At 40.9% G+C, this 13,233-nt stretch carries 13 protein-coding genes; 7 read left to right on the top strand and 6 right to left on the bottom strand.

Going from position 1 to position 13,233, the window contains the following annotated elements; genetic code table 11:
* Window positions 1-327 precede the first annotated feature (327 nt).
* The 3 genes from CDG77_RS15290 to CDG77_RS15280 are packed head-to-tail and all read left to right on the top strand — an operon-like array spanning window position 328 to window position 2,341.
* A complete protein-coding gene (locus CDG77_RS15290; protein WP_094330209.1) occupies window positions 328-1,296 on the top strand; it encodes a sodium-dependent bicarbonate transport family permease in 969 nt (322 codons plus the stop codon).
* A gap of 4 nt (window positions 1,297-1,300) precedes the next feature.
* Window positions 1,301-1,612: a P-II family nitrogen regulator gene (locus CDG77_RS15285; RefSeq protein WP_094330208.1), complete on the top strand. Its 312-nt coding sequence runs from the start codon at window positions 1,301-1,303 to the stop codon at window positions 1,610-1,612.
* A gap of 27 nt (window positions 1,613-1,639) precedes the next feature.
* Entirely contained in the window at window positions 1,640-2,341 is a 702-nt protein-coding gene (locus tag CDG77_RS15280) for a carbonic anhydrase (protein ID WP_094330207.1), read from the top strand.
* Between the two features lie 182 nt (window positions 2,342-2,523).
* Here the strand turns inward: CDG77_RS15280 and CDG77_RS15275 are convergent, their stop codons facing one another.
* On the bottom strand, window positions 2,524-4,248 hold the full coding sequence (locus tag CDG77_RS15275) for a sensor histidine kinase (RefSeq protein ID WP_094330206.1): 1,725 nt from the start codon (window positions 4,246-4,248) through the stop codon (window positions 2,524-2,526).
* Window positions 4,249-5,175: 927 nt separating this feature from the next.
* On the opposite strand from CDG77_RS15275, the gene CDG77_RS15270 reads away from it, so the two are divergent.
* A complete protein-coding gene (locus CDG77_RS15270; protein ID WP_094330223.1) occupies window positions 5,176-5,613 on the top strand; it encodes a CAAD domain-containing protein in 438 nt (145 codons plus the stop codon).
* Window positions 5,614-5,942: 329 nt separating this feature from the next.
* Here CDG77_RS15270 and CDG77_RS15265 read toward each other — a convergent pair whose 3' ends face one another.
* Both CDG77_RS15265 and CDG77_RS15260 read right to left on the bottom strand, forming a co-directional pair.
* Entirely contained in the window at window positions 5,943-7,085 is a 1,143-nt protein-coding gene (locus tag CDG77_RS15265) for an S-layer homology domain-containing protein (RefSeq protein WP_094330205.1), read from the bottom strand.
* Window positions 7,086-7,186: 101 nt separating this feature from the next.
* A complete protein-coding gene (locus tag CDG77_RS15260) occupies window positions 7,187-7,951 on the bottom strand; it encodes a Uma2 family endonuclease (RefSeq protein WP_094330222.1) in 765 nt (254 codons plus the stop codon).
* A 211-nt stretch (window positions 7,952-8,162) separates the two neighbouring features.
* On the opposite strand from CDG77_RS15260, the gene CDG77_RS15255 reads away from it, so the two are divergent.
* Window positions 8,163-9,521, top strand: coding sequence for a sensor histidine kinase (locus CDG77_RS15255; protein WP_094330204.1), 1,359 nt, complete (start codon window positions 8,163-8,165; stop codon window positions 9,519-9,521).
* Window positions 9,522-9,567: 46 nt separating this feature from the next.
* On the opposite strand, the gene CDG77_RS15250 is transcribed toward CDG77_RS15255, so the two are convergent.
* Window positions 9,568-9,792, bottom strand: a complete 225-nt coding sequence (locus tag CDG77_RS15250) for an ATP-binding protein (protein WP_223269822.1) — start codon at window positions 9,790-9,792, stop codon at window positions 9,568-9,570.
* Between the two features lie 73 nt (window positions 9,793-9,865).
* Here CDG77_RS15250 and CDG77_RS15245 point away from each other — a divergent pair, with 73 nt between their 5' ends.
* Window positions 9,866-10,906 carry a DUF2157 domain-containing protein gene (locus CDG77_RS15245; protein ID WP_094330203.1) on the top strand — a complete coding sequence of 347 codons (1,041 nt, stop codon included), beginning with the start codon at window positions 9,866-9,868 and terminating at the stop codon, window positions 10,904-10,906.
* 13 nt (window positions 10,907-10,919) lie between these two features.
* Here CDG77_RS15245 and CDG77_RS15240 read toward each other — a convergent pair whose 3' ends face one another.
* The gene (locus tag CDG77_RS15240; protein WP_223269821.1) at window positions 10,920-11,345 is read right to left on the bottom strand and encodes a hypothetical protein; all 426 of its coding nucleotides are present in this window, start codon (window positions 11,343-11,345) and stop codon (window positions 10,920-10,922) included.
* A 54-nt stretch (window positions 11,346-11,399) separates the two neighbouring features.
* Here CDG77_RS15240 and CDG77_RS38535 point away from each other — a divergent pair, with 54 nt between their 5' ends.
* Window positions 11,400-11,534: a hypothetical protein gene (locus tag CDG77_RS38535; RefSeq protein ID WP_262985157.1), complete on the top strand. Its 135-nt coding sequence runs from the start codon at window positions 11,400-11,402 to the stop codon at window positions 11,532-11,534.
* A 107-nt stretch (window positions 11,535-11,641) separates the two neighbouring features.
* Here the strand turns inward: CDG77_RS38535 and CDG77_RS15235 are convergent, their stop codons facing one another.
* Complete coding sequence (locus CDG77_RS15235) at window positions 11,642-13,138, bottom strand: glycosyl hydrolase family 57 (protein ID WP_094330202.1); 1,497 nt, start codon at window positions 13,136-13,138, stop codon at window positions 11,642-11,644.
* Between the last annotated feature and the right edge of the window lie 95 nt (window positions 13,139-13,233).

Genomic DNA, 13,233 nt, shown 5'->3' with positions numbered 1-13,233 from the left:
TAGGGGCAATTCATGAATTGCCCCTAAAATACGTTAATTTTTTCTCCGCTAAATAGGTCGATAGCCAGTTCTTCTGACACTTTCTGTCGTAAGATCAGCGACGGGGAATCTAACATCAAAAAATGTTGGGCAAGCCCTCACTTTTTCTGTTCTTAGCCCAACTTAATACCTAAACAATAAGTATTGTCACCAATAGGACGATTCACTCCTTGAGTACCCAATTGATATGGGGTAGCGATACACAATACATGACGATTCAACACGTTAAATTTTAAAGATGAAAAATTTCTTTAATTTCAGGTTTAACCAATACAAGGAGAGGTGGATATGGATCTGAGCTTAGTTGTATCCAATATTTTGAATCCGCCAATCCTGTTTTTCTTTTTAGGCATGACTGCTGTTTTTGTCAAGTCCGATCTAGAAATTCCTGCACCAATACCCAAACTCTTTTCGTTGTATCTGCTGTTTGCCATTGGTTTTAAAGGAGGGGTAGAACTAATCAAAAGCGGTGTAACTCAGGAAGTAATTTTAACACTCGCGGCAGCAATGATGATGGCTTGTGTCGTGCCAATTTATACCTTTTTTATCCTGAAGTGGAAATTGGATACTTACGATGCGGCGGCGATCGCAGCAACCTACGGCTCTATCAGTGCCGTCACCTTCATTACAGCTAGCGCTTTTTTGACTGAGCTTGCCATTCCTTTTGATGGTTACATGGTGGCAGCCCTTGCCCTGATGGAATCTCCAGCGATTATAGTTGGTCTAATTTTGGTGAATATATTCACCGCCGATGGAAAGCGAGAGTTTTCGTGGCCGGAAGTTTTGCAAGAAGCATTTCTTAATAGTTCAGTTTTTCTATTAGTCGGTAGTCTATTAATAGGTGTTTTGACAGGAGAACGCGGTGGGAAAGTATTAGAACCCTTTACTCAAGGGCTATTTTATGGTGTTCTCACCTTCTTTTTACTGGACATGGGATTGGTCGCTGCGAGAAGAATTAAAGACTTGCAAAAAACCGGAGTTTTCCTGATTTTATTTGCCATACTAATTCCAATACTCAATGCAGGTATTGGGTTAGCGATCGCCAAATTGATCGGTATGCCTCGCGGAGATTCGCTGTTGTTCGCTGTATTGTGTGCCAGCGCTTCTTACATTGCTGTCCCCGCAGCTATGCGGATGACTGTTCCAGAAGCAAATCCCAGCCTGTATGTTTCTACCGCTCTAGCGGTGACATTTCCGTTCAATATTATTGTGGGAATTCCGTTATATCTCTACGGAATTAACCTATTTTGGAGCTAATAATATGCACGTAGTTAAAAAGATAGAAATTATTGCCAACTCCTTTGAGCTTGCTAAAATTTTAGATCGTTTAGACAAGTCGGGTGTACATAACCATGCCGTAATCCGAAATGTTGCTGGCAAAGGATTACGAGGAACGACAGAAGATTTAGACATGACCATGCTTGATAATGTTTACATTCTCGCGTTTTGTATGCCAGAAGAACTCAAACGTGTTGTAGAAAATATCAAACCACTTCTCAACAAGTTCGGAGGTACTTGCTACGTTTCGGATGTGATGGAAATTCGCTCTGTCAGATGTGTTGCCTCAATGTAAAAAATTATAAATCAGATGAAGCATTTCATGGAACGTCGTGACTTTTTGAAATTGGGAATCACCGGGGCATTTGGAATGGCAGTAACTACCAGCGATTTCCTCTGGCAGGTTAAACAGGCCAAAGCTGCCGAAATACCCTCAACTTCCCCTGAATCGCTTACTCCCGATGCCGCACTGCAAAAGCTGATGGAGGGAAATCAGCGATTTATTCAGCATCACCCCCAATACCCCGATCAATCTGCGCTGCGGTTGCAGGAAGTTTCTCAAGCTCAACATCCATTTGCAACTATTCTTAGTTGTGCGGATTCACGAGTCCCCGCAGAAATTGTTTTCGATCAAGGCATCGGAGACATCTTTGATGTTCGGATTGCCGGAAATATTGCTACACATGAAGCGATCGGCAGTATTGAATATGCCGTTGTCTTGTTAGGTTCTCCACTGCTGATGGTGATGGGACATGAGCGTTGTGGGGCTGTAACCGCAGCTGTCCAAAAGGAATCGTTACTTGGTGATATTAGTACTTTTGTAAAGGCAATTAAGCCAGCCCTGAAAAAGGTCAAGGATCAGCCAGGTGATGCAGTTGAGAATGCTGTGGTGGCAAATGTGAAATATCAAATTGAACGGTTGCAGAAATCAAAGCTTTTAACTGAGCAGGTGCGATCGGGCAAATTAAAAATTGTCGGGGGTCGTTACGATTTAGATACAGGAGAAATAAGTATAATTGCTTGATTTGATATTTGAGTTCTGAGTGAGGAATCTCACCTCTTTAACTTAGAACGGTCTAAACCTTAGCTATCCGCTAACGGAACTGTTCTACCAAATGCCCATTAAACAATTCGTAATGACGCTAGGAATTACCTTAGCGTAGCATTAGCAAGTCCGCAAGCGTCATTACGAATTACGAATTATATTTAATCCTGCACAGTCATTGGCAGACGAATAGTGAAAGTAGAGCCAATTCCCGGCTGACTTTTGACAATAATCTCACCACCCATCATCTGGCAAAAGTGGCGGCTAATTGCTAACCCCAGTCCCGTACCTCCATACTTTTTCGTAGTCGAAGTATCCCCTTGTGTAAAAGGTTGAAATAATTGCTGCTGTTGATGGTTAGACATCCCTATACCTGTATCGGTAACGGTAAAAGTAATCATCCCCAAAGGAGCATCCAGGCGGACTTCATCCTTTTCTCTGTTGATTGTCAGCATTACCTTGCCGTTTGTAGTGAACTTACTGGCGTTGCTCAACAAGTTTAACAACACTTGGCGCATCCTAGTTTGATCGGCATACATGGTGCCAAGTTGCTCATCAAAATGCACTTCTAAAACATTGGCATTTTTTTCTATAGCTGGTTTGACTGTGAGGACTACGTTATGAATCAGATTTGCAATCTCGAATGTCTCTGGATAGAGGGTCATTTTCCCGGCTTCAATTTTTGACAAGTCGAGAATTTCGTTAATCAAGTGCAGTAAATGCTTACCAGCAGCGTTAATTGTTTCTAAATCTGTAATAAAGTCTGCCGATAAACCAAGATCGGTAGCGTCGTCTTCTAGTAGTTGGCTTAAGCCAATAACAGCATTTAGTGGTGTGCGTAATTCGTGGCTGACATTGGCCAAAAATACGCTTTTTGCCTTGCTAGCAGCTTCGGCTAGTTCTTTAGCTTGTTGTAGTTCTTTGGTTCGCTCAGATACTCGCTCAATTAGACGATTTAGAGATTTGGCGAGTAGCCCAATTTCATCTTCAGTGGTGACGGGCGCTCGCAAATCAAAATTATGTTTCCTTGCAACTTGTTCAGCTACTTGGGTGACGATGATCACTGGTTCTGCGATCGCTCGACTGGTACGCCAAGCTACAATAGCTGCGATCGCCACCGAAACCAGCATACTCAAAATCACGATGAACCGCTCAACTACTTTTGCCTCCTCAACTGCTTTTTGCCTTTCTTGCTCTTGAATTTCGGCAGTTTGCAGGATGTTAGCCAAGCTTTCAGAAAGCTGATCTAGCCGCATGGCTGTTTCACCACGCATAATTATCAATAACTGCGATCGGGCAGAAGAAATCTGCTGAGACTGCACTTTTTGAGAGTCAATTTTCTTTAAAACGACATCAATTTGGTCAACGTAAGCTTTTAAATTATTCTTGTAATCCAGCAATAGCGTCTGTAAAGTCGAACTTGTTGCTGCTAGTCTTTTAGGTTTACTGTCGATAAATCCAGAAATTTTTGACTCTAATTGTTGGGCTTTTTCGACATTCTTCAGAAAATCGGCTTTTTTGCTTTGTAGTTGTTGTGAATTTTCTAGTACAGCAACTAGATTAGAGCTATGTAATTGTGCCCCGACTACTGCATCTTTATAATTACTCAGTAGTTGTCCTTGTTCGTAAGCTTGATTGAATTGCCTCACTTCCCTTCCCCGGTAGTAGTTGGCAATCACTAACCCAGTTAGTGAACCAAAAAAGCCAATTCCAATAGCTACAAAGTACCCATAACCAATTTTTTGATGGATACGCCAAGAACTGGCTTTTAGCTTCCCTCGTGAGGGAAATTCTATAGTCGGTAGTTCGTCTGTCGATGGCTCTTCGGCTGACACTTTTTTGCTTTCTGAACTGCTGTCGATAGGGGTTGGCTTTTGAGTTGGCATTTCCCAAACCTCCTTGCCTTCCCGCAAAAATTACCAAATCAGTTTAATTGGTGATTAACATTTACATTATCTTTCTTTTGAGCAATAGAAAATTATTGCTTATTAGATAATTAGCATAACCTCATATACTATGAGTTGTTTTGATAGCATTAGTGCTAAGTATAATTACTGTCTGCCAGCAGAATTCACTTGTTTCAGAAGCAACGAATAATTTCCTACACTAAAGACCTGCCTCAGACTGTCTTCTATTTACCACAATACTTTCCTTGATATACAGTTGATGGCAAGAAGTTTTTACCATCAGCTACGCCACTAGTCTACCTTACTGCTTCCTAATAAAATTAATACAATCAGGAAAAAAACAAAAGCTTTGATAATGGGGCATGGGGCATTGGTTATTTCTCCCTCATCTCTAATCCCCAGGTATGCTTATCACAAAATAGGTTTAAAGTCTAGTATATGCAAACACACAAAAATTTTTATTACAGATTAATATCAATCCGAATGCGTTAATTGACGAACCCGGCTTAAGATAGCTTTAATATTGGCTAAAATCGGCTTTTAGGCTTATATAAATGAGAGGTGGGCTGATTTTTGCCTGATTTGTACTTAGATTTAGTACGATTATGAGTAAATGACACGGAATGGGATAATCACAACCAGAGGATTCCAGTTGATTCAGAAAAGAACTCAGAAGTCCGATTATAATACATCCTGCTGCCTTCTGAATTCTATTCTCCTACTGACTGTCTACCTTGTAGTTGATGCAGTAGATATTAGGCGGCAATTATAGTTATAGGACACTAAAACCCTTTTGTGCCCTTTACCCAATTGTACTGATGCACTTGTGCATTACCTAATCAACAGCCTTTTGGTTGTAATTATCCAGATTAGAAAAACTCAACTGTCAAATTAATGGGAGTGAAAATGCCAGAACCAGAATTTACCGAAACCGCATCCAAAGAGACTACAGTGGCAGAGATCAACACCCAAACGGGAACCATCACCAAACTTCAGCCTCCCGCACAGTCTCAAGATGAATGGCTAAAATACGGGGAGCAAATTTCTACCTTTTTAGCAACATTGCCAGACTATCTCGGAAGCTTCTTTAATCAATATAAGCAACCGCTGGTAACAGTTGGTTTAATTGTGGGATCAATTGTTGGAGTTAAAGTCCTCTTGGCAATATTAGATGCTTTGAATGATATTCCCTTAGTAGCGCCTACTTTTGAGTTGATTGGTATTGGTTACTCTGCCTGGTTTGTTTACCGTTATTTACTCAAAGCCTCAACCAGGAAAGAGTTAACTAGTGAAATCACCACTCTTAAATCACAAGTGGTTGGTAAACAAATTCCAGAAGCTTAATATCTAATTATCGCTTCTCTATGAGACATACTCCTGTGTAAGAGTACGCTCTAATTCCAAATCATAGAAGGATGAACGCCGGAAATCGGCGTTCATCTTTCTGTTAAAATTCCGTACAAAGTTGATTAACAATTCGTAATTCGCAATTTATAGATGGGGATTTTAGCCTGACCCATAACCTACTATCCCTAGAGGTAGCTTACTGTGATTCTTAGTTGAATTACGAATTACGAATTACGTTAGCGACACGAGAAAGAGAGTCGGCATACTCCTACAAAGAAGCAAGCTAGCAAGAGCGTCTCGTAGAGAGCGTCATTACAAATTACAAATTATCGTTGAGGTGAGCCTCCTGGAGATAATTTAACCTTTGGAGTGCGCGAAATTTCTGGAGGACGCTCGCTGGGCAATCGCACTATACTTGGAGATGAAATTGCCTCTAGTTTGCCCCGTTTTACTAAAGCTTGATGAATCATCGCGGCTACTTCAGCCCTACTAGCTACTTTGTTGGGAGCAAGAATTTGTGGATTTGGATAATTAACTACCAAACCATTGGTTGTAGCAGCAGCTATTTTGCTAACAGCATAAGGTGGAATATCTTTAGCATCTTTATAGACACTTAAAATCTGATTTGGGGAAGTGGGCGCTTTCAAATTTAACCCACTAACAAGGGCAACCAAAACTTGCACTCGTGAAATATTTTCTTGTGGTTTGAAGGTTTTTTTCGGGTAGCCTGTGAGAAATCCGCCACTGATGGCTCTGTCAATTGCTGGAGTTGCCCAGAATTTTGCTGGTACATCTTGAAATGCGATCGCAGTCTTAGATGGTTCTTGGTCAAAAGCTTTTTGCACTATAGCAGCAAATTCAGCACGGTTTACAGGCTGATTTGGTCTAAAAGAATAATCAGGAAACCCCTTGAGAATACTACGAGAAGAAAGAACGTCTATAAAACGCCGACCCCAAAAGTTAGTCGGCACATCGTTAAATGCAATTGGCGGTGGAATAATAGATTTTTGTTTTGCCGGAGTTACTAAAGGCAATGCTGATGATGTAATTGATGGCTCAAGTCCTGCTGAAGGGGATACAGGTGTCTGTAGTTGTGGAGGTTGAGTCGGGATTACCAGAACAGATGGTAACACTGCGCGGTAAGGGGCGGGGCTGTTCGTTGGTAATGAAGGTGTAGTGGGTTCAACAACAGCCTCCGGTGCAGAATAGGGCAAAATGTTATTGGGGACTACATAAGGTTTTACCTTGGTAGCAGGAGAAGGCAATAGTGGATTTGGTTGAACGCTAGGCGATGGAGTGGAAGAAGCCGACAGCAGCCCGTTGAAGTTCCAGCTAGAATCTCTACGGGACAATGACCAAAAAAGAATCGCTCCGATAGCGGTGAAGGCAACCAGAATGGCTATAAACTCATCAAAGCCAAGAGTAGTTCTTTGGGATGACTCCGGTTCGGAAGGAGGTCTATTTGTCATCGCGATTACCCTGATAGCTGTAAAATTTGTATCTAAACAAATTAAGCCATAGATGACTCTTTTACACCAGCCCTTTTTAATTCGTAATTCGTAGTCAGATATCAGACTTCTGGTTCAATGCCGAGCGATCGCAGTTGGGCAGTTAAGCGATCGGCTCTTTGGCGTTCTTGTTCAGCCCTTTGGCGTTCCTGTTCAGCCCTTTGGGATTCTTGTTCGGCTCTTTCATCGCCACTCAACAACAAATTACCTTGTAAATCCCACCAACGCAGCCAGGGTAATTCCACATGCTGATAAACTCCCTGCCATAAGCCTAATTCGACACCCAAAGGAACGATGGGATAATGTCCTCGTTCATTTGCTAGTAAAATCTGATACTGTCCTTCAATCAGATGATAAACTTCTATACTGGCTTTATTCACTTCATAAATGCCGTAGAAGGGAGGACGAATCACCTGCTCATAAACCCAAAATTTACCCTTCCAAGGAGTTTTATCTCGTTCTTCACTACCGTCCCCAGAGACAAATTCTAAGACAATCAACGGGGCAATAGACTCTTGCCACAATACATAAGAACGTCGCGTTTGCCCATTCAGCAAAAACGGTACGTTTGGTGCATAAAACCAATCTGGTGCTTCTGCGCCTTTTTCAGGGGGATCGGTCAACCGCCAGTAAATGCCTAAATCCTGGCCAATACAATATTGATCTTCAGGATTTAATTGCTTGAGGAGGGGTGTAATAGAGTCAGTTAGTAGAAGACTTTGGGGATGCTCTTGCCAATTTTTCACAAATGTGCCGTCAGAGTCAGGAAGCTGGGTATGATCGGGGAAAGGAGTGAGGGCGCTGGGTGGATTGCTTACAGAGGTCATAACGCTACCTTTGCACTCTTTAGTAAAGGTTATTTTTAAGTTTAGCTTGCGCCAGTTTATAAATCGCACGCCAATTACTTGCAAACGATTTTCACCCTGACAGACCACTAGTTTTATTAGATACTTAAACCGAAACCAGATTTCCAGGGTGGCAGAATGTAAAATATTAACTTATTGTTTACCCAATTCTTTGTAAAAATCAGGGTGTCTAGTGTCAGAAGAATTCAGTAGCCAAATCTCACCGCCATTTTTGTCTCTTGGTAGCGATCGCGAACTCGATTTAGATTCAACCCTCCAAGAACTACCAATGTATAACTTCCCAGTGGAAATCAATCACACTGGCATGGAAGTGGCTAGTTTTTTAGAAAAATACCCCCTACTACCAGGAATAATTTTGGTAGAACAGGGAAAGTTCATTGGGATGATTTCGCGGCGGCGACTGCTGGAATTTTTGATTCGCCCATTCGGACAAGAGTTATTTGTCCAGCAACCATTAGGCGTTCTCTACAGCTATGCGCGGATACCGATGTTGCTGCTTGCTGATACAACAGCGATTTCAACTGCGATGCAACTTAGTTTAAAGCGATCGCCTGAATTATTAGCCGAACCAATTGTAGTAGAAACAGAATCTGGTGCTTATAGATTGTTAGATGTCCAAGAATTGAATATTATTTCTTGGCAAATTCGAGGAATGGACAATCTGGTGCGGTATGAACGCAGCCAAGCCCAAATGATCCAAAATGATAAAATGGCAAATTTGGGACGTTTGGTAGACGGCGTAGCGCACGAAATTTTAGACCCAGTGGGTTTTATTTGGGGTAACATAACTTATGTTTCAAACTACAGTCAAGATTTACTCAAGCTAATAGCAGCTTATGAAAAAGAGTTACCATCAACTTCCCAGGTAATTAATCAGGTTAAAGAAGATATTGAATTTGATTTTTTAGAACAAGATTTGTCGCGATCGCTTGCTAGTATCCGCACTGGGGCGGAAAGATTAAAAAAGCTTGTCACTAGTTTACAAAACTTCTGTCATATCGATGAGCTTTATCCTAAACCAGTAGATTTACACGCTTGTATAGATAGTATTATTTTATTAATTAATAGTCGTCTTCAAGGAGAAATTGAAATTGTCAAATACTATGGTCAATTGCCTCCAGTGTATTGCTTTATGGGGCAGTTAAACCAGGTATTGATGAATATTTTCAGTGAAGTTGTAGATACTTTACTCAATGAAGCAGTGCGACAGCAGTTGCATCTAGAAGATACAAAAACTGTTCAAAAACCTCGAATTGAGATTACTACAGAAGTTATTTCACAAGAAACAAGCAACCCAAATGCACCAGATTCTCGTTGGGTCTTAATTCGCATTGCTGACAATGGCCCTGGAATGTCTCAAGAATTACAACAGCAAATTATGGAGTCTTTTTCTCTGGAAACAAAGAATAGTAAAAATACTAGTTTAGCAGTAAGTTATCGAATTATCACCGTGAAACATGGTGGTAAATTAAATTTCCATTCACAGATTGGTATAGGTACAAAATTTGAAATTTTATTACCTTTAGTTTAATTGATGCAGAATTATGCCCAATGCCCAATTGCCAATGCCCAAATTATTAGATGACTTCCCAACCTTGGTGGTGGATAGGAATTTGAACCACAAACTCCGTTCCTTTTGCCGATGTCGAAAAAAATTCTAACTTGCCGCCATGTTTTTCTGTAATAATTTGATAGCTGATAGCCATTCCCATTCCTGTCCCTTTACCGATAGGTTTTGTTGTAAAGAAGGCATTGAAAATCTGTTTTTGAATCGATTCTAGAAGACAAACGGGAGCAAACAAAAATCGGCACAAAATCTCGACTATTTCTTAAAAAAAAGCCATGATTGAGTCGAGTTAGTCGAGATAAATAACTATGAAAATTTATCAGGAAGATTTAGATTGGGCGGTTTCCCAAGGCTTAATTACAGCAGAACAAGCCAATGCGTTATGGAATGCACTTTCTGTGCGTAACAGCGAACGTCCGCAATTCAATTTTGCCAATGTCACTTTTTACTTTGGGGCATTAATTGTTATCTCAGCCATGACTTGGTTCATGACATTAGCATGGGAATCATTTGGGGGCAGTGGGATTTTTTTGTTAGCCAGCATTTATGCTTTGTGCTTTGTACTTGCAGGAAGCAACCTCTGGTGGCGACAAGAGATGAAAATTCCTGGAGGTTTGCTATTTACCATTGCAGTTTCCTTGACTCCTTTAGCAATTTACGGACTGCAACGTACAACAGGTTTTTGGACTCAAGGCGACCCTGGTACATATCAAGATTTTTATCTCTGGATTAAAGGCAGTTGGTTTTTGATGGAGTTAGGAACTATCATCGCAGGTTTAGTTGCCATCAACTTTGTACGTTTTCCTTTTTTAACTGCTCCCATCGCCTTTTCGCTATATTTCATGTCTATGGATATCACACCATTATTGTTTGGTGAAAAAACGTACAATTGGCAGCTACGACTATTAGTTTCCCTGTGGTTTGGTATTGCTTGTATTGTTGTCGCTTATCTAGTAGATATCCGCACTCGTAGACGCGATGGAGATTATTCTTTTTGGCTATATTTGTTTGGATTACTTGCCTTTTGGTTTGGTCTTACTTTAATGGGAGACAGTAATGAATTTCAAAAATTTCTCTATTGTTTGATTAATTTAGGGTTAATGTTGCTGTCGGTATTGTTAAAACGAAAAGTTTTTATTGTTTTTGGGGGAATGGGTGTCTTTAGTTATCTAGGACACCTCGCTTACAGCGTCTTTCAGAATGCAGTCTTATTTCCGTTTGCGCTAACAGTTTTGGGAATATCTATGATCTATTTGGGAACTTTATATCAACGCAATAGTAGGAATATTGAGCTTTTTTTAGAACGTTTATTACCAGACACCGTGAGGCGGTTGTTACCCAGAGAGTAATAAACTCTTGCCTTTACTCAACTTTTGTCAACGTCTCCAGTTGTGCAAGTAGTTTTTCTATTTGCTTGCGCTTCTTCGGGTCTGACCAAATGCGCGACTTCCTTAGTTTGGTAGTCGCAGCAGTAAAGCGCTCTTTGTAATTGTTCGACTCGGTGTTTGAGGTAGAGGCTGGGCTTTTCTTCTCACTAATGCGCTGCCTGATTTCGCTTAAAGACCAGTTTAGGGCAATAGCTTGTTCTAAAAACTCAACACGCTCATTCAACTTGGGAATCTGGGCGATCGCTCTAGCTTTGGTGTACTCTAGTGTTCCTTCCCTTAATGCATCAAGGATATCTTCTGGGAGGTTTAGCAGTGGCAGGCGGTTGTTGGCGAATGATTCCCAGGTCATTAACCCCAAACCTTCAAACACTTCCTTAACATTCGCTCTCTGCGATTTCAATCTTAAAAGGGCGGCTCATGGTTATTTGAATTTATCGAGTTTGTTTTCTCATATATGCAGCTTCAGATTAAATTGGTATTACGCGATCGCATCCAAGAAATATTTGACCAACTTACACTTGAGCAGGTAATATCTGTCTCTTTTTATAACTTTATTTTAGAAGCTCTTTTCTATGCAGCTTCATATTAAATTGGTATAAGTTTTTATTTTCCGATTCATCTGACGATACAAAAACTACATAAAAAACTTGGGGAGCATTTTCTCAAAAATTAACTCCCCAGCCCCCAATATTCAGTTCAATTCATCTGCAATAAACTTTCGCCACGTTGGTAAATTTCCCGTGCGTAATCAGTCCAAGAACCTTGTCCCCAATAACGAAAACAACTGGTTTGCAGCAAAAGATTATGTAGAAGAACGTTGCGGTAGTGAGATTGTCTGGTGATAGGTTCTGCTGAATCAGTTTGCTGTAATGGATCGAATTTTTGATGGAATAAACTGCTTAATTGATACATAGGAGATAAAACATTTTCATATCCTTTTACCCAACTGATATGATTTGTCCATGAGGCTCCATCCAGATGAAAATTAGAGTTTATTTGCTTCAATTCTTGAATCGCATTCTCTACAGCTTCCGGTTGATTATTGTCTGGTGAAACTCTCTCCCAAATCTGATGTTGTCCCACTGGTTGACAAGTTGGATAATCTTCAGGTTTACATCCCGCAGCTTCGATGAATTCTAAATATTCTGTACCACACATCCCAACAACACCAGATTTTCCTCCACCGTTATTTACCATATCCCACCAAGCTTGTTTAAAAGCACTTGGGAATTCATTCATCATCACCCCGCCATTTTCACCATCTCCAATTTGGCTAACTATTGGGGGTACAAATACACTGCCAATTTGTTGTTTAGATAAGGTTTTGGCTTCATAATAAGGCTGCATTTGTGCAACTAATTTAGTATCCGAACCTTGGGTTTTAATTAAGGCTGTAATACTAATTGTTTCGCCTTGAGAATTACGGGCAATTAGACGATGTGGTAAATGTTTGTGGGTAAGAGATTGACCATTAATTGTTTCTACAGAATGTTCTTGAACGAGTAACCAACGATATCCACATTCTTTCAGCGCTTTTACAAATTCAAAGAGAGCGTCGGGGTGATTGGGGAGGTGCATTTCTGGAGGTGAAAATCCTTTGACTCGCGCTAATGCTTCCCAGCCAAAAATTGCCGCAAAGTGATGTTGCCATGCAACGATATGCAATTTAATATCTGCTATGGGTGTAGAAGGAATAACTGCATGACCCCACATTGTGCCCAGCCATTCTACATAAGGTTGATAAGTTGAGTCGCAAGTAATTCGTTTGAGACTATCGAGAACATCACCGCGTCCCATTTGTCGCAGTCCCCACAATAGATTACCTGAGTAATCCAACATTACACGGGGATTGCAACCTTGATTTACAAGTTCGGGGATCAAGTCTCCCATCCGGCTGTAACAATATGCAAACGGATTTGCATTGTGGTTATCCCCCTCGTTGGGATGTTCAAACATGTATTGCAAATTGCTGATGAGTGTTCCGCCATTTCCAGCAGGTATAGTTGGCTGGTGCATGTGTAAGGCGATCGCAAATACAGCATTTACGTCTTCTAAGCGAATATTCGTTCTTGGTAAAAATACTGCTCGATCGTGGTTAACTACAGAGAGAACCTCTGTTTCCCAACCAGAAATATTCGGCAAGCCATCAATGATTTCGGGCAAAGGAGCCAAGGTTGTGGGGAAGGAAAGCATTTCTGATTGCTCCGAAACAAGGTATGTCTAATTATGCGATCGCACAGCAATTTCTGATCTGCAACTTTATGTATTGATGCAAACTGCGATCGCTC

Origin of the sequence: Nostoc sp. 'Peltigera membranacea cyanobiont' 213 (assembly GCF_002245975.1) — a bacterium.
Classification (GTDB): Bacteria; Cyanobacteriota; Cyanobacteriia; order Cyanobacteriales; family Nostocaceae; genus Nostoc.
Note: the sequence above shows the minus strand (reverse complement) of the source record. Positions and strands in the feature narration are given on the sequence as shown.